23 protein-coding genes are annotated in these 25,514 nt (G+C 39.4%); 10 read left to right on the top strand and 13 right to left on the bottom strand.

Going from position 1 to position 25,514, the window contains the following annotated elements; genetic code table 11:
• Positions 1–15 precede the first annotated feature (15 nt).
• Complete coding sequence (locus J4N25_RS01065; protein WP_207420287.1) at positions 16–897, bottom strand: winged helix-turn-helix domain-containing protein; 882 nt, start codon at positions 895–897, stop codon at positions 16–18.
• 134 nt (positions 898–1,031) lie between these two features.
• Between J4N25_RS01065 and J4N25_RS01070 the strand changes: the two genes are divergently transcribed.
• Together J4N25_RS01070 and J4N25_RS01075 are read left to right on the top strand one after the other, a co-directional pair.
• A complete protein-coding gene (locus J4N25_RS01070; RefSeq protein ID WP_207420288.1) occupies positions 1,032–2,081 on the top strand; it encodes a ligand-binding sensor domain-containing protein in 1,050 nt (349 codons plus the stop codon).
• Between the two features lie 50 nt (positions 2,082–2,131).
• Positions 2,132–2,494: a hypothetical protein gene (locus J4N25_RS01075; RefSeq protein ID WP_207420289.1), complete on the top strand. Its 363-nt coding sequence runs from the start codon at positions 2,132–2,134 to the stop codon at positions 2,492–2,494.
• A gap of 196 nt (positions 2,495–2,690) precedes the next feature.
• Here J4N25_RS01075 and J4N25_RS01080 read toward each other — a convergent pair whose 3' ends face one another.
• Complete coding sequence (locus tag J4N25_RS01080; protein WP_207420290.1) at positions 2,691–3,266, bottom strand: RNA polymerase sigma factor; 576 nt, start codon at positions 3,264–3,266, stop codon at positions 2,691–2,693.
• A 273-nt stretch (positions 3,267–3,539) separates the two neighbouring features.
• Here J4N25_RS01080 and J4N25_RS01085 point away from each other — a divergent pair, with 273 nt between their 5' ends.
• The 3 genes from J4N25_RS01085 (at position 3,540) to J4N25_RS01095 (ending at position 9,805) form a co-directional block, all read left to right on the top strand.
• A complete protein-coding gene (locus J4N25_RS01085) occupies positions 3,540–4,661 on the top strand; it encodes a FecR family protein (protein WP_207420291.1) in 1,122 nt (373 codons plus the stop codon).
• 120 nt (positions 4,662–4,781) lie between these two features.
• Entirely contained in the window at positions 4,782–8,129 is a 3,348-nt protein-coding gene (locus tag J4N25_RS01090) for a TonB-dependent receptor (protein WP_207420292.1), read from the top strand.
• An 11-nt stretch (positions 8,130–8,140) separates the two neighbouring features.
• Complete coding sequence (locus J4N25_RS01095) at positions 8,141–9,805, top strand: IPT/TIG domain-containing protein (protein ID WP_207420293.1); 1,665 nt, start codon at positions 8,141–8,143, stop codon at positions 9,803–9,805.
• A 118-nt stretch (positions 9,806–9,923) separates the two neighbouring features.
• Here J4N25_RS01095 and J4N25_RS01100 read toward each other — a convergent pair whose 3' ends face one another.
• Together J4N25_RS01100 and J4N25_RS01105 are read right to left on the bottom strand one after the other, a co-directional pair.
• Positions 9,924–10,478 carry a sugar O-acetyltransferase gene (locus J4N25_RS01100; protein ID WP_207420294.1) on the bottom strand — a complete coding sequence of 185 codons (555 nt, stop codon included), beginning with the start codon at positions 10,476–10,478 and terminating at the stop codon, positions 9,924–9,926.
• Between the two features lie 146 nt (positions 10,479–10,624).
• Positions 10,625–10,975, bottom strand: coding sequence for a TfoX/Sxy family protein (locus J4N25_RS01105; RefSeq protein WP_207420295.1), 351 nt, complete (start codon positions 10,973–10,975; stop codon positions 10,625–10,627).
• 110 nt (positions 10,976–11,085) lie between these two features.
• Here J4N25_RS01105 and J4N25_RS01110 point away from each other — a divergent pair, with 110 nt between their 5' ends.
• Together J4N25_RS01110 and J4N25_RS01115 are read left to right on the top strand one after the other, a co-directional pair.
• A complete protein-coding gene (locus J4N25_RS01110; RefSeq protein WP_207420296.1) occupies positions 11,086–11,979 on the top strand; it encodes an EamA family transporter in 894 nt (297 codons plus the stop codon).
• 83 nt (positions 11,980–12,062) lie between these two features.
• Positions 12,063–12,869 (top strand): DUF3050 domain-containing protein, encoded by an 807-nt coding sequence (locus J4N25_RS01115; RefSeq protein WP_207420297.1) that lies wholly within the window; start codon positions 12,063–12,065, stop codon positions 12,867–12,869.
• 130 nt (positions 12,870–12,999) lie between these two features.
• Here the strand turns inward: J4N25_RS01115 and J4N25_RS01120 are convergent, their stop codons facing one another.
• The 4 genes from J4N25_RS01120 to J4N25_RS01135 form a co-directional block, all read right to left on the bottom strand.
• A complete protein-coding gene (locus tag J4N25_RS01120) occupies positions 13,000–13,461 on the bottom strand; it encodes a hypothetical protein (protein WP_207420298.1) in 462 nt (153 codons plus the stop codon).
• A 186-nt stretch (positions 13,462–13,647) separates the two neighbouring features.
• Positions 13,648–14,730: a hypothetical protein gene (locus J4N25_RS01125; protein WP_207420299.1), complete on the bottom strand. Its 1,083-nt coding sequence runs from the start codon at positions 14,728–14,730 to the stop codon at positions 13,648–13,650.
• Positions 14,731–15,298: 568 nt separating this feature from the next.
• Positions 15,299–16,621: an exosortase N gene (gene xrtN / locus J4N25_RS01130; RefSeq protein ID WP_207420300.1), complete on the bottom strand. Its 1,323-nt coding sequence runs from the start codon at positions 16,619–16,621 to the stop codon at positions 15,299–15,301.
• Positions 16,621–19,143 (bottom strand): XrtN-dependent VIT domain-containing protein, encoded by a 2,523-nt coding sequence (locus J4N25_RS01135; protein ID WP_207420301.1) that lies wholly within the window; start codon positions 19,141–19,143, stop codon positions 16,621–16,623. Before J4N25_RS01135 ends, xrtN begins: the two co-directional genes overlap by 1 nt.
• A gap of 325 nt (positions 19,144–19,468) precedes the next feature.
• On the opposite strand from J4N25_RS01135, the gene J4N25_RS01140 reads away from it, so the two are divergent.
• The 3 genes from J4N25_RS01140 to J4N25_RS01150 are packed head-to-tail and all read left to right on the top strand — an operon-like array spanning position 19,469 to position 22,618.
• Positions 19,469–20,101, top strand: coding sequence for a hypothetical protein (locus J4N25_RS01140; RefSeq protein WP_207420302.1), 633 nt, complete (start codon positions 19,469–19,471; stop codon positions 20,099–20,101).
• 30 nt (positions 20,102–20,131) lie between these two features.
• Entirely contained in the window at positions 20,132–21,067 is a 936-nt protein-coding gene (locus J4N25_RS01145) for a hypothetical protein (protein WP_207420303.1), read from the top strand.
• A gap of 45 nt (positions 21,068–21,112) precedes the next feature.
• Positions 21,113–22,618, top strand: a complete 1,506-nt coding sequence (locus J4N25_RS01150) for a hypothetical protein (protein ID WP_207420304.1) — start codon at positions 21,113–21,115, stop codon at positions 22,616–22,618.
• An 85-nt stretch (positions 22,619–22,703) separates the two neighbouring features.
• Here J4N25_RS01150 and J4N25_RS01155 read toward each other — a convergent pair whose 3' ends face one another.
• The 5 genes from J4N25_RS01155 to J4N25_RS01175 all read right to left on the bottom strand — a co-directional run bounded on the left by J4N25_RS01155 (position 22,704) and on the right by J4N25_RS01175 (position 25,472).
• Positions 22,704–22,883: a hypothetical protein gene (locus J4N25_RS01155; protein ID WP_207420305.1), complete on the bottom strand. Its 180-nt coding sequence runs from the start codon at positions 22,881–22,883 to the stop codon at positions 22,704–22,706.
• 106 nt (positions 22,884–22,989) lie between these two features.
• On the bottom strand, positions 22,990–23,334 hold the full coding sequence (locus J4N25_RS01160) for a hypothetical protein (RefSeq protein ID WP_207420306.1): 345 nt from the start codon (positions 23,332–23,334) through the stop codon (positions 22,990–22,992).
• A 196-nt stretch (positions 23,335–23,530) separates the two neighbouring features.
• Complete coding sequence (locus tag J4N25_RS01165) at positions 23,531–24,229, bottom strand: DUF4595 domain-containing protein (protein WP_207420307.1); 699 nt, start codon at positions 24,227–24,229, stop codon at positions 23,531–23,533.
• A 209-nt stretch (positions 24,230–24,438) separates the two neighbouring features.
• Positions 24,439–24,876: an EamA family transporter gene (locus tag J4N25_RS01170; protein WP_207420308.1), complete on the bottom strand. Its 438-nt coding sequence runs from the start codon at positions 24,874–24,876 to the stop codon at positions 24,439–24,441.
• Between the two features lie 146 nt (positions 24,877–25,022).
• Complete coding sequence (locus tag J4N25_RS01175) at positions 25,023–25,472, bottom strand: GNAT family N-acetyltransferase (RefSeq protein ID WP_207420309.1); 450 nt, start codon at positions 25,470–25,472, stop codon at positions 25,023–25,025.
• Positions 25,473–25,514 lie beyond the last annotated feature (42 nt).

The raw sequence follows: 25,514 nt of genomic DNA on the forward strand, positions 1-25,514 counted from the left end.
GTTTCTTATCTTTTCTCAAACCTCCAGCTTATATCCTCGTCCATGAATATTAACAATACGAACCCTCGGGTCATTCCCGAGTTTCTTTCTCAGCTTAGAAAGAAACATATCTAGGCTACGCCCGACGATCACACCATCATCCTCCCAAACCTTTTGCAATTCTGCTCTTTCCACAAGCTCATTCTGCCTATTAGCAAGGATGTACAGGATTTTTGATTCCTTGTCGGAGAGGTCAATTTGCTGGTTTCCAATTTCCAGATACTGCTCTTTTGTTTTGAATTTAAAGTTACCAATAGTAATTATTTCAGACTTAGGTTGTTCCATTTCCTCGGGGCAATTTGCAATTCTTCTCTGCCTACTTCTCATCCTTAGCCCTGAAAGAATCAGCATCAGAGCACTCAGACTGCCACCCGCTCCTAAAACATAGTGATTGTTTAATGAACTAACAGCTGAATTCTGAAATGTTATGGATATAGAATAACATGCCTCAGGTTGTTTCCTCTCTTTGCAGGGTACCAGATCAGTCTTTTCCGTTTCAACAATTGAAAATCCGAATACTACTTGATTTCCCGTACATTCTATAACGTTTACTACATAATTAGAAGGTAAGTTATTAGTTTTTACAGCCTGCCGGATAATTCTTATAATAGAATCTGGATTGAAGTGCAAGCTGCTCTCAAAACGGATCTCATATTGGGTGTTTCCCGTATTATTAACCGTTAACACTCTCGAACTACTATCTCCCGAACTGAGTAAAATTTGATGGCCAATGGTCCGCATAACAATCATCTCCCTTGCGGAAACATAGTCTGTATCGTTGGGACTGAAGCACAAAGTCAGTGAGCAAACAATAAGAAGGAATGCGGTAATAAACAAAAATCCGGGCCTTAACTTCATACGTAAAAATATGAATTAACACTCGTCAAATCCCAGGTTGTATCTGATTTTACATTTTTTACAATTGGTTTTACAATGTTTTACTAGAAAGGTAATTACAGTGCTACTTAGGTTTGCAAAAACAATTCAACGTCATGAAAAAACTCCACCCGGTCTATGGCCTGTTCTTAATTCTTATTATTAATGTCACATGTATCAAGTACGATAAAAGAGTCGATGAACCTAAAAATGCGGCATCTGAATCCCAAGCTTTCGCTAAATCAAGCATACCTAAAAACATTGTACGTTCCATAAAAACAGATAAAAAGGGCAATATATGGATAGCCTCCTGGGAAGGCATTTTTTGTCACGATGGAAAATCGTTTTTCAACATTACAAGTAGAGTAAGTTCAGCACGCTTCTTTTCTATATTGGAGGATAGGAGGGGAAATTTCTGGTTTGGTTCAATCGGGGCAGGGGTATATTACTACGATGGAAGCTCCTTTAAGAATTATACTTCCAAAGAGGGACTGGCGGGAAACGAGGTTACTTCTATTTACGAAGATAAGATTGGTAACATCTGGTTCGGGACAACAGAAGGGGTGAGCCACTACGACGGAAGATCCTTTCGTAACTATACAGTGAAGGAGGGGCTTCCGAATAATGTTGTGAATTGGATCTTTGAAGACAAATCAGGAAAGATTTGGTTTGGTACAAGCGGAAATACGAGCACTTTCGATGGGGATAAATTTACTACGATCACTAATAATGATCAGCCCCTTAAAAATGTTTGGAGTATTGTAGAGGATAAAAATGGCAATATCTGGCTGGGTGCCGCTAGTGGATTATGGCGCTACGATGGCAAGTTTTTTTCAAATATGACAAGGACGTTTGTAGGCTATATTTACGAGGATAAGAAAGGAAACATTTGGACCACGGCAATGCTGCCTGCCGCGGATAGATGGACTGTTTCCTGGTATAACGGCAAGCCGCAATTTGGAGGGGATGTATCTGCAATCTATCGCTTTGATCAACAATCCTTATCTAAAGAAAGGCCTGCTGTAACAAGAATTAGGATACCACATCCGGGACCTTTTTTAGGGATTACAGAAGATCAGGAGGGTAGAATCTGGATTGGAACAGCCCAGGGTGTACGGGTTTATGGCGGGTATGTAGATTCTAGCAGGAAAAGGAAGGGGTGTTAGAATTAGCCACAATGGTGAATAAATTTCGTAGATTTCCTTAACTTTAGTTTATGAAAAAACTAATCCTATCCATACTTCTAACAATTCCTTTTATTGCCTTTTCTCAAGACACTACTAAGAAAGCATACGAAGAGTATTGCATGGTGGTAGCAACTGGAAAATTGCTCAGCACCAAGGTTAACATTAAAATGGACTATGGGCAAGAGCAAAAACTCTTTTCTCTTCAGGATCAGCGTTTAAAGGACGAAGCTGGTAAGGTAATTGATTTTAACTCAGCCATTGATGCCCTGAATTTTCTTGGTCAGAAAGGTTGGAAATTGGTGAATGCCTATCATATCGTAGATCCACAAGGATCTAATTCTTCACATTTTGTGATGAAGCGGGATGTTAATTTGGATGAACTAAGAAAGTAGTAGCACCAAGTCTTTTAAAGTTAAAAACTTGTAATCACGGCCTTTAATTTAAATTGTAGCACTGTGCACGTTACTATGAGAATAATGTTAATAGGTAAGTGCTAATTGAAGTTCATTCGAGCCCTGCAAAGCAGATCAAAGGACCTTTATTGAAGTATGATGTCATCATTGCTAGCTTTAGTTCTGCTAACTGTTCTTAAAACAGGAAAAATACTGCCGTAATAATCACAGAAATCTTTAACCGTAGTGATGTTAGAGCTTTATTGATCTGCTTCTTTACAGTATTTTCTGAGATCTTAAGCTCCCATGCTATTTCGCGGTAAGAGAGGTGATGCTTGCGGCTTAATTCAAATACTTCCCTCATTTTAGGCGGCAGCAGTTTAATTTCAGCTTCAATTCTACGCGCAAGCTCTTTTTCCAGAATAGCGTTGTCTGTGGTGTACTCACCAGCGAGAATGAAGTTCTCTAGCGACGCCTGATAATTCTGCTTCACTTTTCCCCGCTCAATTAGATTGAAAACTTTATTACGAACTGAAGCATATAGGTATGCAGAAAGGGAACTTGTTAAGGTTATTTCGGGAGCTCCTGCCCAGAGTGTTGCGAAAACGTCCTGAACTAAATCTTTTGCTTCGTTATCGTCTTGCAACATTCGCCTGGCGTGCCTGAACAGAATCCCCCAATATCTCTCGTAAATTTCAGAAAATGCCGTTCTGTCTGCCTTTTTAAGCTGCTCAAATATTTCTTTATCTGAAAGGTTCTTATACTTCAACATAAGGCGACGTTCACAAATCTCCTTAATATTTCCAGTGCTTTACACTCCTCCGTATTATCTTTTTGTTATGAATTCCCTTCTGGAAAATTAAGAAGACGCTCTTAGTCTTTAGTCACAACAAAAGCCTATTGGCCGATAATTTATGCTGAAACCTTTTTTTATTAGGTATAAAATTTGGGACGTGAAAAAACTGAAAAATATTTTGCAGTCGTATTACACAAGTACCAGAGCAAGCTGTCTTAACTATGATTGCCGAAGTTGCGGAAGTAAAGAATGGAAGATCTAAAAGCGAATGCCTTATTAAAAAAATACCTTGAAGGTAACTGTACGGATGCGGAAAGAGCTCTGGTAGAAAGCTGGTATATTAAAGAAATAGACGCTAAAACCGAAAAAGCAGGTGAGCCTGATTACCAGTCATTGAAAAGTTCCACCTGGGAAGATCTGGAGCGCTTGCCTGCACCCGACAAGAAAATTTATCCCATGAAGCATCTAGGGATAGCGGCTTCAATTATCCTATGTATTTCCATTGCTCTTTTCTTTTATCGGCGGCAAGATATTCTAAAAGCGGATCAAAAAACTGCAGCAATTGTTCCGGGAAGCAATCAAGCCGTTCTAACGCTGCAGGATGGTGAAAAAATAATGCTTAGCGAAATGAAACCAGGTGAGTTGGCCAGGCAAGGTGCTGTAACCATAAGTAAATTAAAAACTGGTGAATTAACTTATACGGTTAAGAAAGGGCTGTCTAACAGCCTTTCAAGTGGATTCAACACGATTGTTACGCCAAAAGGTGGGGAATGGCAGGTAAATCTGCCAGATGGATCAAGAGTCTGGCTGAATTCAGCTTCTTCATTAACTTTTCCAACGGCATTTACTGGTAATGTAAGACAAGTGCAACTTAGGGGAGAAGCCTATTTTGAAGTGGCTAAGAATAAGGCAAAACCTTTTAAAGTGATTACCGCGGGGCAGATGGTAGAAGTGTTGGGAACGCATTTTAATATTAATGCCTACCAGGACGAAGCTGCCGTGAAGACCACTTTATTGGAAGGGGTTGTAAGGGTAAAAGCCTCAGGGGCTGGGGGGAAAGCCAGAATATTAGCCCCTGGACAAAATGCAGTTCTGCAAAATGGAAACATCAGTATTAGTAATGCTGATACAGAGGAAGCGATTGCCTGGCATAAAGGCTATATGCGCTTTAATAATGATAATATAGAAAGCCTGATGCGTGAAATTGCAAGATGGTACGATGTGGAGGTGGTTTATGAGGGGAATATATCCCAGGAGAGGTTTACTGGCACCTTTTCCAGAAAAAGAAGCATACAAGAGGTTTTAAACACCTTACAATTAACCGGATTTTTTGAATTTAAAATAGAAGGAAGGAGGATCATTGTAATGTAGTCCCGCTCAAAACATTGATCCTTTAAAGCCAAATACCGGGTGCGACCGGTACTTGGCGACGATCCGGATCATAAAATTACTTGCTAGAACAAATTATTTATTGAAACCCGAACTATTCAAATGTATAAAATTTACCAACAAATTGTATGCAGCCTGGCATGCTGTGTCATTTATTTTCAAACAAATCTTATCCCATATCTACCAAACAGAACAAAAGGTGGTATGCTTCCAAAGCCCTTTTTACTTACGATACTGGTATTACTAACCTGCTTTATTCAAACTGGCATTGCTGCCACTGCACCCAAAGTGACGCTAAATGAAAAGAACGCGACATTGAAGGAGGTATTTGATAAATTACGTAATCAGACCGGTTATGATTTTATTTGTCCGGAATCAGTATTAAACTCTGCACGGCCAGTAACTGTGACCGTAAAGAATTTGGAACTTGAACAGGCTTTAAAAATAATACTTAAAGATCAGGCACTTAACTTTCAAATTGCCAATAATACTATTATCATTCGTAAGCTCCTTGAAAGAAAGCAAGAAACCGGAAAAATAGCTGGTAAAGTCACTGATGAAAAGGGTCTGCCTTTGCCTGGTGCAAGTGTGTATATCAGCGAATTAAACAAAAGTACTGCCACGCTAGCGAACGGCACCTACTCAATAAGCGTACCGGCAGGGGTGTACGCCCTACGTGTTTCATTTATTGGTTACAAGGTAAAAACTCTCCAAAGCCTGACAGTGAACGCAGGAAAAACTCTTATAGTGAATATAGCGATGGATGCTGAGGAAGGGCTACTTAATGAAGTGGAGGTTAAAACTGAAAATATTTCAATAAGCCCGACCCTGCATACCAACGAACGGCAGGTAATTGAACTGATCAGAAGTGCACCCACCGTAGTATCTGCCATATCTAACGAACAGATAGTTAAATCATTGGACCGCAGTGCTGCAGAAGTAATGACACGTCTTTCTGGTGTAACACTGATCAACGATCGCTTTATACAAATGCGAGCCCTTGATCCTCGTTATTCGGTCACTTTACTTAATGGCACTATCGCTCCAAGTTCTGAATCAGATTCCCGTTCATTTTCATACGATTTGATGAACACAAATATGTTAGACCGGATCGTAGCTTATAAGTCTGGCTCACCTGAACTTTACGGCGAACTTACGGCCGGGCTAATTAATCTCTCTACAAAGCATGCGGTTGAAAAAAAGCAATTTGACATTCAGGTATCAACTCAATATAGACCCGGTTCCTCTTTCCAAAATTTCTATTCCTATGCTGGTAGCGATATGGACTGGCTTGGTTTCGGTGCTAAAGACAGGCAATTACCTAAAGGTTTTCCTCAGGCAAATGTGGCTAAAAGTAATGATGGTGAAGGGAATTACGTTTCGGACGAATGGGGTAGGAAGGTGATTAAACCAAATTATAACTTATTACAGAAATATAATAACAGTGATATCCGCATTGTGACTGATTACATGAATAAGTTTAGGATCGGCCGCAGTTATCTCAACAGTATTTCTATGTTAAGCTACACACGCACCCGTAACCAAAGAGACTTGTCGAGAACCTATTTTAATGTTTCGAGTGGAAGAGATAACGGATATTTTGAAGAGCAAACACATACAGAGAGGGTGCGCCTTAATGGTATGCAAAACTTTATGTATGCTTTTAGTCCAAAAGTATCTCTGGAATGGAAGAACTTATTCAGCCAGAACGGCAGTGACCAGACCTTCATTAGAGACGGTTACCAGTATTTCCAGGAACCTGGTGCTACCCGTAGCGTAGTGACAAGCTATATGCAGAAAAGGCTTTACTCTAGTCAACTAAATGGTAATTTTTTGTTCAATGAAAAAAGAGACTCGAGGATGAACCTGGTGCTCGGGTACTCGGCAACAAATGAAGACGTGCCGGATACAAAGGATTTTCGTCTTGTAAATGCAACTCTAGATGTAACTGACGGTACGAAAAAGCCCTGGGAACAGCCAGTTGTTGCACCAGACGGAAGGTATTATCTATATTTAATTGAAGGCAGCAGCCCCTATGGTAATACACCATTAGGGGGCGTATGGAACTCAAGGACCTTTTACCGCACTGACGAAAAAGCTTACACAGGCTCTATCAACTACCATCTTGGCAATAGAGAAAAGATCGGAATTGATATTGGTTCCTATAACGAAGTTCGCGACCGGATTAGCAACCTCAGGGTTTTGGGCCACCGAATAGGGAAGGATTATCCGTTTGCTGCTAACCCTTATTACGCACCTTACAAACCTTGGGAAAGGATGTCTGACTGGCTTAATCCGGCGCTCGTCGGTAAAGGACTTCAGCTTTGGGATTTCAACCTTAATAAAAATGGCTATACGGGATTGTCCCGGGTACATGCTGGCTACATAACAGCTACTGTACCAATGTTTAAAAACAAGGTTTCTATTCATGGTGGAGTCAGGGCAGATTACAATCAACTTAAAATTGTTAACCTTCAAGGAGATGGCCAGCCTGCTCCAATTACAAGGAACGATGGTGCCAGTGGCCTAGATACCCTTGGTTTTGAGCGGAATACAAAAAAGCTTTACTGGCTACCGAGTATAAACATCACGTGGCATGCGAGTGATAAAACTCAATTGAGAGCATCTTACAGTAAATCAATTAACCGCCCGGAGTTTAGGGAGGCCTCTGGTCTCCAGTATCTTGATTTCGTTAATAGTACAATTGTTACAGGGAATGACACGCTGCGTTATGCAACAATTGATAATTTCGATCTTCGACTGGAATATTACCCGACACGAGGCCAGCAAATTTCTATTGGTGGTTATTATAAGGAGATTGATAACGCTGTTGAGAAGGTTTCGGGGACTGCAAGAGGCTTCGCGGGTGACTATAACTATTTCTGGAATGCACCGAAAACCACCGCATATGGGGTAGAGGTTGAACTAAGAAACCGTCTTGATTTTACCGGTCTTCGTTTTCTGAGAAATTTGTCTACGATAGTTAATGCTTGTTACCTCTACACCAAAACAAGCAGGTATGAAGGTGGCGGCATTTACCCTACGACTAAATCTACGAGACCACTGCAAGGAAGCACACCCTTTGTTTTCAACGCCGGCCTGTATTACGACAAACCATCAAAGGGAACATCAGTTGCGCTCTTGTACAACATAACAGGACAGCGCTTAGCTTTTGCAGGAAATTATTTTACGGCTGATCTCTATGAACTAGGGAGGCATTTGTTGGATATATCTTTCACACAACGTTTAACGAAGCGAATGACCTTAAGAGTGGGCGTGCAGGATTTACTGAACCAACCCTTCAGGACCGCCAGAGATGGGGACGGGAATGGGAAGTATGAAAATATCAACTTGAATGAGAGCGACGATCCAATGCTTACTTCGGATTATATTGAAACAAGCTTTAAACCCGGCTCATACTACTCGTTGGGCTTAAACTTCAAATTCTAACAGAACTTATCATGAAAATATACTTGGCTGCGCTATTATTAACAGTAATGGCATTAATCACATCTTGTGAAAAGAATGTTGATCTTGTTGGTCCTATACGTGATGGGCAACCTTTAACTTTTGAGGGCTTTTCTCCAGGTGATACAGTGTTAAAAGGTCAGGTCATTACCCTGACCGGGACAGGCTTCAATACCGTGGAAATTACGACGAATGGTTTTCCGCTCACTATAGACAAATTAAGTCCTGAAGCTATCAATATCACTTTACCTACTTACCTTGGAGCTGGCGAATATACCTTCCATATCAAACGTTTTGATGGAGACACGTTGAGCACGAAAAAGCTTACCGTATTTGACGCAGCCTTATCGGAAACGGCTGGCCCGGCAGGAAGCAGACTCTTTATTAGTGGGGGTGGCTTAAATAGTATCAATAAGATTTATTTTACCAGCGCCTCCGGGATGACCGCAGATGTATTAAAGGGTCGTAAGAATAATAAACAACTGGACCTGATAGTACCAGACGATGCGGTAACTGGCCCCTTAACTCTTGAATTGAACAACCCATCAGATCCATCAAAACCTATCCTATTACAAACAGGTGTATTCACAGTGACATTACCGACCCCAGAGATAACCAGTGTTAGCCATATGAACGTAGCACATGGACAGGAAATTACGATAACTGGTAGACATTTCGGAGAAGTAGGGCCTGCGAATACCTATTTCTATACCCGGAAAGTCTTGTTTGAAGACGCAAATGGTTTGAACATTGAGGGTGTATTAAGTACGGAGCCTGGTAGCCAGTCGGCAACACAGATAAAGGTGTTGGTGCCCTACTTCGCTGTATCAGGAAAACTTGAAGTAGAGATTGATAATATAGCCACCGGAAATCCGAAAAGTATAGCTGTTGATAATTCCAACACCAAGGGAACGTTCTTTTACATCAACGGAAACTACAATTTGGCAGCTGCAATTGAGCAAGCAAATAACACCTTCGGTTTTATCCCTGTAAACTCGGGCATGCAGATGTTTAGTATCGCATTAGACAAGTCTAATCACCGGGTGTTCTACCGCACTGGAGGGTCAATTGGCTACCTGGATCTATTAACCGGAATATCAACTGAAATTTATAGTACAGCTAGCGTGAATGATGTAGTTTTAGCAGGTGATAAACTTTTCTGGATTGAAAATTACTCTACCATAAACACCAGCGACCTTGATGGTACTAATATGCAGACTGTATACTCCAGCAGCATTGGCGGGGTATCAAAATTGGCCCTAGACCCTGCCGGAACAACGATATTCTATACAGAAAGTGATCCCAATTCCACGACATCATTAGTGTACAGGTATTCTATTGCTGATGGTATACCCTTACAAATAACGGCTATTTCCTCCACCGATCCCCTGATAATTTGCAGTAATAGCGAGGTATTTATTGCAGACGGAGCGGACATATTCAAAACAAGTATCGCAAATCCTGGCACTCCAACTAAGATTTATAATGCAAACACAAACTTCATAAATTCGATAGGAGTGAACCACCAGAGGCATGAATTGTACTGGATAGAAGGAAATGAAAGGTTTGATCTGTTCAAATCTAATTTAGATGGAAGCGGTAAAAGTCTTTTAGAATCAAATGTTGCTAAACCCTTTCCGTCGGTTTTACAATTCTAATAGCTACTCTATAATCCCATTCGTGAAGACGAATGGGATTATAATTACTGTTTTGCCTAAGGCCAAAGATATTACTAAGAACAATAGGGGCTCCAAACTATTTTTAATCTATTTGAGCTTAGAGATGCTTCACCACTCTGCAAGGAGAACCTACTGCGATTGAATTAGGAGGGATGCTTTTTGAAACCAGACTTCCGGCACCGATGGTACAGCCATCTCCAATGGTTACTCCTGGAAGTATTACACAATTGCCTCCGATCCAGACATCATTTCCAATGGTTATCGGTAAGGCAGAACCAATATGTTTATTCCGGGTTTCGGGATCAATAGGATGTTTTGCTGTATAGATTTGTACGTTTGGTGCTATAAAAACATTATTTCCAATTGTAACGGGGCAACAGTCAAGCATTACAAAATTGAAATTTATAAAGACGTTGCTTCCAATTCTTGTATTGATGCCGTAATCGATTCTAATAGGTTTTTCGATATGCACGTTTTCTCCAACACTACCAAAGATCCTTCTTTGCAAAGCCTCTTTTTCCTTAACATCTCTTGGTCCGGTTGCATTAAACTCGTCTACCAATTCTCTGGTTTTATATCTTATTTCAACAAGTTCCGGATCATTGATATAGTACAGCTCCTGAGCCAACATTTTTTCGCGTTCTGATTTCATTTTCCAAATGGATGTTGTTTATAGTCTGCATTCTGCAGCCTCTTTATTATACTGTAAAGGTACTAAAGGCAGGGTTATCTTTCTGCATTTGATATGAGCATGGTTATTATGGGTAGGGGATTGAAATCGCTTAAAGAATGGAGAGACTATCGCTTCTTCTTTTTAGAAGATTTTGCTCTGTCATTATAGTCAATGCACAGATTGATCCAATACTCAAAGTCCTGTTTTGACTGAAAACCTACCGGATCAACGTAACCATAACCTTTCAGCTCTTTACCCTTCATTATCATAGTACGAAAACCAGGTCTTTCAGCTACTTGTTCTAGTAAGTCAGGATCAAAACGACACATCAGCTCATCGCCGCTCACATTGATGCACATTTTGTCATTTACTAAAAATGCAAGGCCACTAAACATCTCCTTTTCCTCTATTTGTAATTGGGGTATTTCGGAAAGGTAATTGCGAACTCTGTCAGCTAGTTGGGAATCGTAAGGCATAATGTAAAAGCTGTTATGTAAATTTAGAGTTTTTTGTAGCCTGGTGATAGTTTCTGGACCAAAAAGTAGTATAAGTCACGAAAGTTTATTTATGCTTATTTTTGCGACCTATGGGCAATACTGCTAATTTAAGCTTAAAGCACCTTCTTCTGGTTCTCTTTATTGTTTTGATTTGGGGAACTAATTTCATTGCTGTTTTTGTGGGATTAAAAAGCTATCCTCCTTTTTTGTTAGGTGCTATACGGTTTGCGCTTTCTGCTTTACCTTGGGTGTTTATTCTGCCGAAACCCGACGCTCCATTCAAATTTGTATTAGGCTTTGGTGTGTTCAATTTTGCTATGCAATTCGGGTTTCTTTTCACCGGAATACATTTGGGCTTATCCCCAGGACTTGCATCTCTTCTCCTTCAGATTTCAGTTTTCTTTTCAATGGCACTGGCATTTCTGTTTTTCAAGGACAAACCAAGTGTTATGAAAATTCTTGGATCATTGATATCATTTGTAGGGATTGGAATTGTCGCCTCACACGTTGGTGAGGGTGCTACTTTTATTGGCCTGTTACTAACCTTGCTTGCTGCCTTTTCATGGGCAGCGGGAAATATGTTTACGAAAAAAGTTAACGCCCAATCGCCACTATCGCTTGTAGTTTGGGGAAACATGATTGCTTTTCCTTTTATGCTTGCTCTTTCGCTTGCCATAGAAGGGCCAACTTTAATTGTTAATTCATTACAAAGTTCTTCCTGGGCAACAATAGCTGCTGTTTTTTATATTGTTTACATTTCTACACATATTGGTTATGGTGCATGGGGATTTCTTTTGAAAAACTACTCAGCCTCTGCTGTGGTTCCCTTTACTCTTTTGATCCCGGTTGTAGGATTTTTAAGCTCTGCCTTATTTTTAGGGGAAGACTTGCCCTCATGGAAAATTTTCGCCTCTTTGTTTATTATGGGCGGACTAGTTTTTAGTTTGTTAGAAAGACAAATTCGTACACTTTTTAAGAACTGAACATTTAATGAACAGGATAGGGGATTAGTCTAGTTGGGGATCAGAAGAAATTTGCAATTTTATTATCCAGATAAGAACAGAACATGAACGAATACATACAGAAAATCAAAACGGTAACAGAACCATTAAGAGAACAGATCCTTCACCATAAATTGTATGAAGCTATTTCTGATATAGATGATCTGAAGATCTTTATGAAATATCATGTTTACGCAGTATGGGACTTTATGTCGCTATTAAAATCATTGCAAAACAGCTTAACCTGTGTTTCAGTTCCATGGTACCCGGTCGGCGACGGCGATACACGGCATCTAATTAATGAGATAGTATTAGGTGAAGAATCTGATGTAGATATCAATGGTGAAAGGAAAAGTCATTATGAACAATACCTGGATGCTATGCAGCAATGCGGAGCTGACATCTCTGAAATTGAAGCATTTACTACTGAGCTGAAACGTTCCGGAGATTTTGCAGCTGCATATGCTGCTGCCCAGACTCCTGAAAAAGCACGTGCATTTGTTGACTTTACATTTGACACTATCAGAAGTAATAAGGTATATCTAAACTCGGCGATATTTACATTTGGTCGGGAAGATCTGATTCCCGGAATGTTCTTTTCAATAGTGAATGACATTGATAAGAAATTTCCTGGAAGCATTTCTATATTTAAGTATTACCTGGAAAGACATATAGAGGTTGACGGTGACCACCACAGCCATTTAGCCTTACAAATGACTTCTAACCTCTGTGGATCAAACGAAAAATTCTGGCAGGAAGCCGAACTTGCAACTATAAAGTCGTTGCAAAAACGAATTGACCTTTGGGATGGAGCCTATCAGGATTTAATCAAGATGAAATCTGAAAAGCCCGGTTTACAGAATATCAAATAATATGTGTTTTTAAGGTGCGGGCAGGATTGCTATCACTTGAGCTTCTACCGCTAGAAAAAAAAAATGACTGACTAGCACATCGTCTAATCAGCCATTTTTAATGTTTTAAGAGTGGTTTTATCCAACCTCTTTATTTAAGGGTATATTTTATTCCGATACCGAATCTTCCGGCTTCAAATTCGCTTCCACCATCATAAAGGAATAGTCCGGGTCTCCAATCAAAGTTTAATGCAATAGGAGCATCTTTAATCTTGTACTCCAAACCAGCCATAGGGCGCAGAATGAAAGTTGAACCTCCTTCATACAAATTTACTCCGGGACCGCCTCCTAAATAGAACTTTAATCCTTGAGCGTCTTTCAATGGCCAATGGTGCTGATAAAATCCCTGGATCAATGTAGAGTTGCCTCCGAATATGATTTCGGCGTTAACAGCGTCAGCTGGGTTGAAGAAGTGCTTAATGGAAGGACCTACTAGCGTTGCTCCTGTACCAAAATCAATTGATAAACCTACTGCGGTCTTGTAGTCCTGAGCTTTTGCACCTGTTACAGACAACAAAGCTGTCAGGGAGAAGAGAAGTAGTAACTTTTTCATGTTCTTTGTGTTGTGTAGATAAGTTTGAGGCATAACACGAAAGAAAAGCTAATGTTTGCTATATTTTGAAATATTTTTACATCTATGGCAAGTTCTGTTCAGAATCCAGCGATATTATTACTACTGCCGAGAAGTTTTAGCAACTTGTTTGGATCGAAAGACTGGGTAAAAAGTCCGCTGATTCCCCTAACGTCCTAAAACATCAAAATATAATCCATTTTTTAATCCCGTATAGCTTGTTTCTATTAATCTATCAGACAGCTTCATTCTCTTAATTTCCCCATCATTTTTACTCGTCATCCAGTATAAGCAGTTTTTTTCGACATCCATTTCTAGATCAAGGATAAGCACTGGTTGTGAAATGTTACCAAAGGGTAGTGAGTTTTCCTGGAACAACTTGCTTAAGGAACCCGTTCCATCTAAGTTGCCCTGAAGGATCATACCGCTTTCCTTTTGCATTCCGGAAGGAGTGGGTTCGCCGTCAAACGAATTAATATAGATTTTTTGATTTTTTCCGTCAACCGCAATGTTCCAACAGTAAAGCAATCCATCCGTTTGATCAAAAAGCACAATCGGGCTTTGCTGACCGTTTATGCTTCCCTGCATGATTTTTGCCGAACCATTATTAATTCCGGTGTCCTTTATAATCCCCATGGCCCAGTAGATTTTTCCGTTTGCTTTGTCTAATTTGACATCTGAAATTGAGGCTTCTGTATTAATAGTGTAAAGTGGTGCCGAGCTTTGCGGCTGGTTAAGGCTTATTTTATAGATTTCGGCCTTATTGACACGTGGACCCTCAGCTGGATTGAGTGGTCGGTCTTCACTTACGGAATTCGTAAGATATAGTAAATTCGATTCAGTATCAAGAACCAAATCGATGAAAAAGTTAGTCTTATAATCTTTGCTAAAAATTACTTCTAAAGGTCCATTCCCACTTAATGGCGCCCTTACCACATCCATATCGTTTGTCAAGGAGTTATAACCGTTGATCCAGTAAACATAGTTTCTAATAGTATCTACTGCAATTCCCCAAGGGATTCTCACCCCATCCGGGGTGTTATACAAAACTTCTACTTTGCTTTTTCCACTTGCATCTGTAGTTCCTTTCATAATAGCACCACCATCGGTACCTTCATTAACCGTCCAATAGACAGTTCTTGCTATGTCTGGCCCTGAAACAATAGACTGTTCCTTTTTGCATGCGGATAAAAGGATAACAGAAAGAAAAAGGAATAATGAAACTTGACGGAAAGGATGCATTCTGTTCATAAGGAAAATTGTGATAACTTATGGTATCAAAACTAAGGATTTTATATAAACCTGTTGAAAATGGAGTTTATTTTAATACTTAACATCGATAAGGAATTAATTTTCGTCCGTATAAATAAAGAAAGGGAGTAGTAAAATTACCGCTCCCTCTCTATCAACCTCACCAATAAACCTAACTATGAAAATCTTTATTCCTAATGGATATACTTGCTTCTACGGGGCAATAAGTTCTAAGGTTACAAGATTTGTTTATTGAATTTTAAGGTGATATTCCCTTGACAATTAAGGCTTAATGTAGGGTCTACTTAATTCTATGAACAGATTGTAAATCTGCGGTAGCAGTATCATGAAAAGTTAATCTGTGATGATATGAATGAAAACAAGTAGCCGGGTTACATCGGCTAAAAAAAATAAGGGAGCTGTATTCTAGCTCCCTTATTATCAACCCCACCTAATCTAACCTTGAGATATCTTTAATTTCTAATGAATATACCTGCTTCTACGTGTTTTGCTCCAGCAGGTTTCGATCGTGTTATTTGCTGATACTAGAATTACAATTCTTAGACCACTAATCGTCAACGCCTCTTCTAATAAGCTCTTTTACCAATTTCATTAAGTCTTCTTCCGAATTTGCAGTTGCGTTAATAAGGTAAAATCCCTCATTAGAAACGCAGGCCTTCCATCGCCACTCCAATTGATTTACTGTTTGTGTTTTATCACTGCTATACCACCAGGCGGTATATAACTTCTCTTTGCCTTTGATTAAGGTGCCTGTATAAACTTTGTAGTTGGGAAAATTCGTTTCTTTAACCGAGCTAAACTTGTACCCACTTCCTTTCCAACATATTTTGGGATCATGATCTGGTGCATAAAAAGCACTAGGTTTGAAATAGAGAAGTGCCTTGTTATTGCTGAACTTTACAATTTTGTTATCCATAATTTCCCTTTTATATCCGCTGAGCTGAATATTTGTCGCCCTGTTATTCATCTTGTCTAAGCTATTTAAATTCAGTGATACGTATAAAACAACGGAAAAAAGTACGCAGTGGACGAGGTGCAGTAGACGAACGGGATTGTTTTGAGGAATGGCATTAATAACAGGTACCCCTGTACTTCCAACAAGCCGTTTTACCATAAACATTAATGGAAAGACGGAATAAACAACTAAGCAGACTATGCCGGTTAAATCATGCAAAAAATTCTCTGGCTCTATTTTCAATAGAACCAGGAAAAGGATACGAATGAGATTACCGATTAGATTCAGTAAAATACAGACGAATAACAGAGAGAAGACTTGCCAGTTCTTGATTCGCTGATACATGGTGTTTTCCCAGTGAGAAATAAGAAAAAGGCAGATTATCAGTGAGACATTTAGCATGCTCAGTCCGGCACACGCCTGCTCGACTATAAAACTATTTCCATTAACGATTAAAGTATTACCTTCTGCAATTGCTTGTATACCGCTGGCGTTAATCACCTTTGCCGCAAGGCCACTTATCCATAACCGTAGAGGGAAACCGAAGGTGTTCATGACAACCTTGAAGACTGGGGAAACGATAAGCAATGTGAGGATAGTTGCCAAATTGATCTTTCCCAGGTAAGTTTCTATAAAAAATATCAGCGCGAACAAAGCCGCGAGAAACAGGCAGGTATTAACAGGGAAGAAAATAGCCAAAGCGGCTGTTAGTACCGAAATAGGAAGGAATCGTAGGGATGAGGAGCCTTGATTTAGTCTGGCAATTAAGGGCAGTAATAAGAAGCCGCAAACAGATATTGCATCAAAGATGAAGTACCTTCGAAGTGCAAAAATGCTTATTGCGAGGTAGCAAAAGACCACCAAGCCAGGGAATGTAAAAGGCCTTGATCGAAGTGCAATGGATTGAGCGCTCATTAAGCTACAGATTTCGTTTGCTGTCTATTTCGGAGAAAGTAAATTACAACTGCCCCTGTAATTAAAATTAGCATCCACTCATGAGGCTCGGGTACTGCTCCTGAAGACTTCATAGAGGCATTTTTTAAACTATTTTTACTTTCTTCTATTCCAAACCGTTCATAGTCTTTTTGGGTCTCCAGCACGATCAGGCTTGATACAGGCGTTACGATATTAGCTTGCTCTGCTTCAGCAATAGTTTCTGGTTGAATAAAATCATTTTTAAAATAGCCTCCTGCTACTTCTTTCATAATATGATTATAGGCATATAAGCGGAGTAGGTGATCGGGTGCATTACTCTTCAAATTGCCCGAAGTTTGACGAATGCTTATTTTCGCTGGGTCAATGGTAGTTGAAGTTGAATCTTCAGCAGTGCTTTCAAATGTGTTGGTGCTTACGTTGTTCAACAGATCGGTAAGCTGCCCAGCATGAAAATCGAATACTCTCAACTCTTTTAAGGTCTTTAAATAAGGAGAAATCTGCCCTTCAAGAGCGTAAAGATGGATCTTCCCGGACGATGACAGATATTTTCCCATCTTACGTGCAAATTCAGAGTCCTTAAGATCGCTTAAATTAGGTGAAGGACCGTTACCTTTTGATATCAGTAATGACGTTTTAGGATCATCAATTTTGTACAGCGGAAAGAGACTAAAGTTAAGCTTTGATAAACGCTGGAACTCAAGGTCTACATTACTTTCATCCAGTTGCAATAGTTTCTCATCGAATACATATACTTTTCTCATCTTGATATGTTCCCATAATTCCAAATATTCTTTTTTACTCCATGAACCGTTGATATCGAGATAAATATGCTTAGGTGAAAAGGAATATTGATTCACTTTTGCTTCAGATATCTGGTATGCCTTGTTGTTAAATGAGAATCCTTGAGAAGATAAGGGAGATGCAGGGAATTGAAGGATCCAGTCAGGTTTATAATCTCTGTCCAGCTGATAGGCATTTTTTGAAACCAACTCGGAGCCATCAGGAATAAGTGGTTCAGGTAAGGGTTTAGAAGAACTTATTCGCAGGGTTTCAGTGGCATCTGACGCAGATGGGCCGTCAAAGTAGATATTTTCATAAACGAGTTCTGACCCGGCCTTTTTCAACGGACTTGTAACTCCAATCTTGAACTTCCGGTCTTCTTCGATGGAACATGGAAAGACCCGCACACTAACAGTGTTTCCTTCCTGCCAGTGAATTACTGAAGGGTCATGTTGTTCTACCCCTACAATTTGCCGGTAGGCCGAATCAGCTTTAGCTTTAGTTGTAAGGTAGCCTTTCTCTTCTTTACCCGCAATCCAAAGGGAAAGTGAACTTACAACTGCTCCTTCTGGCAGATGAAAGGTGTAGACTGCTTCCTGATTTCTGTTCCACATTGAAGTAGATCTATTCGTAATGGTGAGGATCTTCTCGGTATATGCTATTCGATATTCTGGAATAAGCCTTACGTTAGAAATTACATTACGTGTTTCAAGCTTGTCGCCACTCCATAATCTTTCCTGAGCCTGATGTCTGGCGTCATATAGCGATTCAAGTATTTTGATACGTTCTTTTTGATCAAGCTGAGATTTTCCTGCGAAAAGACTTGCCAAAACAACCAAAGGATCATGCTGCTGCTTCTCGTCGAATGTCTTGTTCATAAAGCCACCCCATAACCAAGATCCATCCATATCAATTGTGCGGTAAACAAGGTCAGACTTCAGGTTACGTTCTGTAATTAACCCTTTTGGAATACTTTGGCTTATCACTACCCAATTTGGCAGTTTGCCTTCTGCAAGTATATTCCGGTTGGATACCTTGCTGATGGTGTTATTAATAGAAAACCAGTTATAAGTGAAGATGGCAATCACCGAAATAGAAAAAATGAGCCCGGCTGCTATAGAATAGATTATTTTTCTATCCCTTTTAACATTGCGGCAGCAGATGGTGAGAGTAACAATGGTAAGGCACAGGGGAATAAAAGAGTGAAGCGAAATCCCCAGTCCGATAGATGCAGGAACGCTTATTAAGTATAATGGTATAAGGGAGAATGCGAAATAGGAGAAGAGGATAAGTGCTATCCCGAGCACAAAATGGTTAAGATGTTTTAGCAGGCTGGGCTGGAGATCAAGGAACAGTGCAGCTATTAGCGCAATACAGCTCAATACAAGCAAGACGACCAGCCATAAAACGGAGTCATCAAATACATTCATAACCTTGTTCAATACGAACGCACTTACAAACCATAAAATAAGCATTAGGACGGTATACTCTATTTTACTTTTGGAAAGCTTCCAGCGATATCGGTTTAGGGCGGTACCAAAAACAATGATAGTGTAAATGACGGTGATAACATAACTAAGGAAAAACATTCCATGGTGGCCCTCCGGGTTTTTCATCTCAATTAGTGTGCTTGCAAGCAAGATCAGACTGGAGAAAATGATCATCCAAATACCTGTACTTGTGATTAGGTCTTGCTGAAGGTTGGTTATTAATTTCTTCATTTTATAATTTGTGTTTTATTTAAAGTACTTTGTTATTCAAAGTTAAAGGGTAAAAAAAATTGACCTCCGCCAATCGTTAAAGAACTTTGAAATACAAAGTAAAGTAGAATAAGGCTTAATTGCAATAGGGGAGGAGGGATTATTTATAACTAATTTACAAAGTTCTTTCTTGAACTTATCCTAATTTAACTAAAGGTAGGTTGCGGAATGATGGAAAGACAGTGGTAAATCTGTAATAAATATCATTTTGGATTTCGCTGGGAATTTTTAGTTTTGCGCGCACTGCTCCCTGTAGCAGAATGATGAGTAATTTATTAACCTTATTATGATTAAACCCTTTTTGGTTGCGTGCCTGATATTTTCAGCATTCCACGCAAAATCACAATCGTATGGCCTCCAGGTTGGAGCAGACTACGACACACCTGTTGGCGATTTCGCCTATACTTTTAAACCGACAAAAGCCTATCACTTAGATCTGCTCTGGTATTCCTATGAGAAGGACAACACTATCAATTTCACCATCGGAACCAACACTTTTACACCAAAGGAAGAAATCTTTTATTTTCTCACCAATTCGGATCAAGGTTATGGGACTACTGTGTATTCAGATTACAAGATATTTTCTGCATACATGGGGTGGATGAGAAATTTAAATTTGGCAGAAAGACTAAAACTAGGGCTTGGCTTCAATTTTGGTGCCTATTTTTCTCACTACACAACGGAATCGAATGGGGGAGGATCAAGCTCTGATATCGGTGATACAAACGTTTACCTCGCGGCAAAATCAGGTTTTTCATTTGATCTGTCTGATCATCTGCAGCTAAACCTTCAGGCTAAGTATAATGCTTTCGCGCCCACAGGTAAAAATGATGCAAGAACTCCTGCATTTCAGGATAACAGAATTGGTACTTTTAACCGTACCTGGTCTAGTGGACTTGCTATTGCTTACAAATTCTAAATCTAGTTAACCAATCCTTTGATCTTTGTAATGAAACTCTTTCGCAACCTTTGCATTATTTTTCTATTGTCTTGTTTCGTGGCCTGCAAGAAGGGCGAAAATCCCTGGGTGCCAAAATCGGCTATAGATTCGCTGATCTCTGCCCGAAATCCTATGATGAACCATGTCGCCGTCATCTATAACCAAGATATTTATTATTTCCCTTCTATTGAACAATCGCCAATTCGCATCACCCAAACTCCGAACGTAAACAAGCGAATGTTAAGCATGTCTCATAATCATAAAAAATTTGCATTTCTTAATGGTAGCACCATTGTTATTGTTGATGATAAAGGCGCTCAGCTTGCCGAACTAAGTCAATATTCAAACGTTAAAGGTTTTGACTGGAGTGCAGATGACGCCACTCTCTATATTCTCAATAACAATACAATTTCCTACTTCGGTCCGTCAATGAACCTTCCTGCAATCACCTATCCTGGCATAAATTGGGCCACTAGTCCTCAGGTACTTTCTGCGACGGTTTCTTCAAGAGGAGATTTTGCCTACGTGTTTACGGCTTATCACCCTTTTAGCCCAGATCCTTACAAACTTGTTATCAAACGCGCAGATGGCAGACCAGATGTGGTTTATACCGCTGAACATAATGAACGTCTTAGTTATGCTGCTTTCTCCGCAAACGACTTCGATTTGGTAGTAGGATACAAGGATAATGAGAGCGACCGCAGTTTTGGCAAGTTGGGCATCTTTACAGGTTTAAAAAACTATCCTGATTTCGAAATGAGGTTTTCGTCAAAATACTCAAGCCCGAGGTATAACAGCAAACTGAACTTCATGGTCTGCGGATATAAGTCCTCCAGCTCTGATGTTTTCCTTTTAAGCGCGAGGAATTTTGCTGATCTGATTGATAAAAGTACGAACCGGGATGATTTTAACAACAGGGATGTGTTGTATACAGACTGGAAGTAGCCAGTCTTTACCTTATTATAAAACCAAAATACTTTATTCATAAAAATGAAAAGACAATTTTTTAGAGTACTATTCTCTGGGTTCCTATTGTGCTCCACTACTGGTCTAATGGCTCAAACCCAAACCAGAACACCTGATTTCTTCACTGGAAGCACACATGTAAAAAGCTTTATTCACGGGGGACAGGTAATACTTCTGTCGAGCGAAAATGATAAGCAGGTGAAAATCGTTAACTCCACACCCGGAATGAAAAAGAACTGGGAACAGACAATAGATGGATCTTTGATGTTCGGTGCCAGTTTAGAGGATAAGATCCTGATTGTGGTGAGCACTGATTTTGCAGCAATGGTAGGTGGAAATAATAGTACATATAAGGCTGCTGTCTTGAATCCAAAGGATGGTAGGATTATAGCCGAAAAGGTCATTTATAATGGTAATAATGATTATGTTACCATCTCCGATTTTGCTGTTTCCAAAGGTAAAAAAACGTTTTCCTTGTTTGCACGCGAAACCAGCGTAAAGCGAAACGTAAAGGTGGCTCCCGGAGCAATTGGAGCAATCCTTGTGGCAAAGAAAATGGATAATAATGCAAATATCATAAGGTCTTTTAGTGTTTCAACTTTTAACAGTAATCTGGAAATTACTGATAAGGTTTTCCCGGTATTGCCTAAAGGGGATTTTGTAGGTGCAGCAACTACCAACAATAATGATCTGTATGTTGCTGTTGCGGAGGATAAAAAAGGGGTAACTATCGCTAAGTACGAAGCAGGAAAAGATAAAGCAACCGCCACAGTAGTAGAGCCGTTCAACCATTCGGCTGGCTTTCTGGGTACAGCGAAATTGAACGACTATTTATCTCTTATTACCGATACTCTACACAATAATAGGGTATACCTTTCAGGAGCATTCAAAAACGATGATGAGTTTATCTGCATATTCAATAAATATGACTTCGGAACTAATCAGCACAACCGCTTTAAGAAAAGTTTCAGAAAAGCTGATCTGAAGGCGTTTGAAAAATCTTACACTCCTATAAATAAACAATTTGCTGATCTGGAGCTTGGAAGTGCTACAGGTGTTGAAGTTTTGGGTGTAATGTTTTCGGAAGATAAGTATTTGGTTGCCCTTGGAGATGTTCACTATGTGCCGTCTAGCCCAGGAAGCCGTTTGCCAGCAACGTACAATGCAAATGGAATGCTTATCTATAATCTCGATGATAATTTAGTAGAAAAGTCTGTTTCTGCAATTCCAAGATCTTACGAAAATGTTCCCAGACCTTCGTTTACCTCATATTATAAGGATAATGCCTGGTATTTGTTCGCTTCTGACGATTGGAGGGCGAAGTTTAGTGTAGCTAAGATCAACGCCACCACAGGGAAAGTGGAAGACCTTAAATTAATTGAGCCGGATAAGGCTGGTAAAGGTGATGTTGCCGAGCTAAGCGAAATGGTTATTACTGATAAATATCTGATTCTTCCAGTTAAAGATATTAAAATGTCTTTTAGTGCGAAGTTTAAATACGATGTGCATATGTACCAGATCAACTGGTAATTATTAAACTAATAATGAAATAGAGCCTATAAAGATGCACCATCTAAATAGGCTCTATTTGATTTTGCATCAGTGATTAGGAGTGTCACAGATAGCCGCCTAATCCTGGCTTACCCTCATCGTTGAGTATAACGAAGCCATCAATGATGATGGCTTGTATAAGTTCAAAATTAATTTTGTCAAGCAAGCTTAAGATGCCGGGTAGTTCGCGTTTGTAAAACTCTCCGGGGATATACTCTTGATCACAATCTAGAACCTCGATCAATGTGTCTACCGGTTCCTGATCTTCCCAGGTATTAAAACATAGACAAACAGTCCGGCTTTACTTTCATAGTAATAGCTGTCAAAGGCAAGTATCATTCTTCAATTACTCATTTACTTTTTTTCTTCTTTAGAAACTTAACATCATCGCGAGCTTCTTCTTTGTTATAGTTTTCCGCCTTTGAACTAATAGCCTTAGATCTGGTACACATGCTGGTAGTGTAATTTTCGTCAGTGCCATTAGCAAAGATCAACCATTTTTCCCCTTCCTTTGGGGAGATGCCGCAAGCAGCCGACTCTGCCGGTGTTGATACTATAACAGGCCCAGATTGCCTATTGCCTTTAAAGTAATTAATGACTTTAACTGTGATCTTCTTTTTCATGCCATCGGTATCAACCTTAAGGATCTTGCCTTTAATGATCAGATCGTACTGACTGAATTGTTTATCGTCCATCTTACCTAAAGCCACGCATTTACACGAGCTGGCAATTTTAGTGGTAAGAAGAAATAAAAATAGGAGGCAGTATTTAAAGGAGATGCACGTGATTTTGAAACCCATAAAAAGTTAATTTATTTTTGTTATACTAAGCTCGTAAAAGAAAAGGATGATAATATTTTTTTCATGAAGGCATTTTGGAAAAGGCAATAGATCAGTGGCATTCATAATTCAAAGCGAAACTGTAGCCCCCATTTTCCGCACTAACTATTCGGCCTTGGTCGTCCATTTGAAACTCATAAGGATGATTTCCAGGGAAGTCCCCATATTTAATTTCTGTTGGTAAGTTTGCTGGCATTTTACCATAATAATCAAGCAAATAAGGATTTACAACTTCCAATAGATTATATACAAGTCCATTTGGTAATTGCTGGTAAGCTTTGTTGGAGTACATTACTTGTTCTGGTACACCAACAGCATAACCATAATTACGATTTTTTTCGATCATATTACCATTAATCCAGGTATAGTTTAGGATTTGATAGTTCTTTCCATCATTCATAACTTCCTTTACCAAATAACTATCAGGACTATATTCATATGTATAGAGCGCCCCTGTGTTGCTCTCGTCTGATATTATTCTACCGCGATTATCAAGTTTAGATGTGAAAACAATATTGGTAGAAAGTCTCGTTTCAATAGAGTTCTGATTATAACTTATACTTATTTCTCCATTAGAAAACCGCACTCTTTTAAGCTTTTTATGCTCATCATAATAATAAGTTTCGAGCTTGGTGTCACTTAGAACATCTGTTTGCATAGAAACTGCCGCACATCCTTCAAATTCAGGTTTATCTTTCTTACAGGCCGACAAAAAAACAAATAGGATTAGGCAAAGGTTTAAGAGTTTCATCACCCAAACCTAAATAATTAATAGATCCCAGTCAAGAAGAGGTGACCTTTTCTCAGTGTTCGCCTATCCAAAATATCTTTTTTTAGCCTTCAAACAGCTTCAAGGCCTATTTAAATTACTTATATAGCTGGTCCTAAGGACACAGCCGACATGCTCGTAATTCTTTATCCTGCTGGAACAATTAATAGGAAAACGTGTAATCGTAGAATTTATGAAGATTGCTGACCCAATGCAACTAGAATGGCTCCGCCAAGCATTAATGCAACACCGGTAACCAGTTGCCAGGTCAATTTTTCGCGGAGAAAGATGACTGAGAAAATGATTGCGAATACCAGGGATAGCCTTTCAAGAGCAGTTACATAAGAAGCTTTACCTGATTTGAGCGCATAATAGGAAAACAAAGTCGACAAAGTTGTTGCTATTCCTGCGGCTACCAGGAACATCCAGGCTTTTTTGTCAATGTCCTTAAGCATTCCGATGTTTCCCTGAAATGCTACTACTCCCCAGGTAATAGTCAGGATCAGCACCGCCTGGATGGCAAAAGCAAGACTTGAGTCTACATTCTTCAAACCCGCCTTAGTAAGTACAATTGTAATTGCAGCTGAGAAAGCTGCTAAAAGAGCGAACAATATCCACGATTGACCCATATATCCCTTCTTAAAAAAATGGCAAAAAAGCCAATCTTTGGTGTTTTTGTATATCAGCTCTCTTAACCTCAGTTTAGTTCTTTAGTTTGCGAAAGTTTCATTTTCTACTGGGGATTATGAAAGGCGGTGATTATAATTTTCAAACATCAATTGAGTGATAACTCCATTAATAAAAGAGGGTAGGGTTTTCCAAGTCCGTCCACTTCAACCCGGTCATACACTTGAAAACCCATCTTATGGTAAAAGGCAATAGCCCCAAGATTCTGTTCATTTACATCTACTTTCTTCACACCATGAAAGTCAATAGCGAAACTTAGTAAAGCTTTACCAATTCCTTTCCCAAAAAACTTAGGCTTCACAAATAGCATCTCAACTTTATCTTCTGAAAAACCAATAAATCCTTGTATTTCGTTATCGTAATTCTTTACATAATAAAGCCTTAATTGTACTAAGTACTCGTTAAGAATCAATGGCTTGAAAAAGAGAATATCTTTTTCTGTAATGAAATCATGAGTTGCTCTTACCGAGGCTTCCCAAACTTCAGTTAATTCATTGTAATCGCAAGCACTAGCTTTGCTTATTCCACCTTTGGTCATGTTTTCTATGAGTTATAATAATGCTTAAGGGTCAAGTTGAAT

The sequence above is a fragment of the Desertivirga brevis genome, assembly GCF_017355835.1.

Coding starts and splice junctions, on each gene's coding strand:
- J4N25_RS01120 (WP_207420298.1), bottom strand. CDS start 13,461: ATGAAAAAGTTACTACTTCTCTTCTCCCTGACAGCTTTGTTGTCTGTA.
- J4N25_RS01075 (WP_207420289.1), top strand. CDS start 2,132: ATGAAAAAACTAATCCTATCCATACTTCTAACAATTCCTTTTATTGCC.
- J4N25_RS01170 (WP_207420308.1), bottom strand. CDS start 24,876: ATGGGTCAATCGTGGATATTGTTCGCTCTTTTAGCAGCTTTCTCAGCT.
- J4N25_RS01175 (WP_207420309.1), bottom strand. CDS start 25,472: ATGACCAAAGGTGGAATAAGCAAAGCTAGTGCTTGCGATTACAATGAA.
- J4N25_RS01115 (WP_207420297.1), top strand. CDS start 12,063: ATGAACGAATACATACAGAAAATCAAAACGGTAACAGAACCATTAAGA.
- J4N25_RS01065 (WP_207420287.1), bottom strand. CDS start 897: ATGAAGTTAAGGCCCGGATTTTTGTTTATTACCGCATTCCTTCTTATT.
- J4N25_RS01140 (WP_207420302.1), top strand. CDS start 19,469: ATGATTAAACCCTTTTTGGTTGCGTGCCTGATATTTTCAGCATTCCAC.
- J4N25_RS01085 (WP_207420291.1), top strand. CDS start 3,540: ATGGAAGATCTAAAAGCGAATGCCTTATTAAAAAAATACCTTGAAGGT.
- J4N25_RS01105 (WP_207420295.1), bottom strand. CDS start 10,975: ATGCCTTACGATTCCCAACTAGCTGACAGAGTTCGCAATTACCTTTCC.
- J4N25_RS01160 (WP_207420306.1), bottom strand. CDS start 23,334: ATGGACGATAAACAATTCAGTCAGTACGATCTGATCATTAAAGGCAAG.
- J4N25_RS01135 (WP_207420301.1), bottom strand. CDS start 19,143: ATGAAGAAATTAATAACCAACCTTCAGCAAGACCTAATCACAAGTACA.
- J4N25_RS01095 (WP_207420293.1), top strand. CDS start 8,141: ATGAAAATATACTTGGCTGCGCTATTATTAACAGTAATGGCATTAATC.
- J4N25_RS01110 (WP_207420296.1), top strand. CDS start 11,086: ATGGGCAATACTGCTAATTTAAGCTTAAAGCACCTTCTTCTGGTTCTC.
- J4N25_RS01145 (WP_207420303.1), top strand. CDS start 20,132: ATGAAACTCTTTCGCAACCTTTGCATTATTTTTCTATTGTCTTGTTTC.
- J4N25_RS01165 (WP_207420307.1), bottom strand. CDS start 24,229: ATGAAACTCTTAAACCTTTGCCTAATCCTATTTGTTTTTTTGTCGGCC.
- J4N25_RS01090 (WP_207420292.1), top strand. CDS start 4,782: ATGTATAAAATTTACCAACAAATTGTATGCAGCCTGGCATGCTGTGTC.
- J4N25_RS01100 (WP_207420294.1), bottom strand. CDS start 10,478: ATGAAATCAGAACGCGAAAAAATGTTGGCTCAGGAGCTGTACTATATC.
- J4N25_RS01150 (WP_207420304.1), top strand. CDS start 21,113: ATGAAAAGACAATTTTTTAGAGTACTATTCTCTGGGTTCCTATTGTGC.
- J4N25_RS01125 (WP_207420299.1), bottom strand. CDS start 14,730: ATGAACAGAATGCATCCTTTCCGTCAAGTTTCATTATTCCTTTTTCTT.
- J4N25_RS01070 (WP_207420288.1), top strand. CDS start 1,032: ATGAAAAAACTCCACCCGGTCTATGGCCTGTTCTTAATTCTTATTATT.
- J4N25_RS01080 (WP_207420290.1), bottom strand. CDS start 3,266: ATGTTGAAGTATAAGAACCTTTCAGATAAAGAAATATTTGAGCAGCTT.
- xrtN (WP_207420300.1), bottom strand. CDS start 16,621: ATGAGCGCTCAATCCATTGCACTTCGATCAAGGCCTTTTACATTCCCT.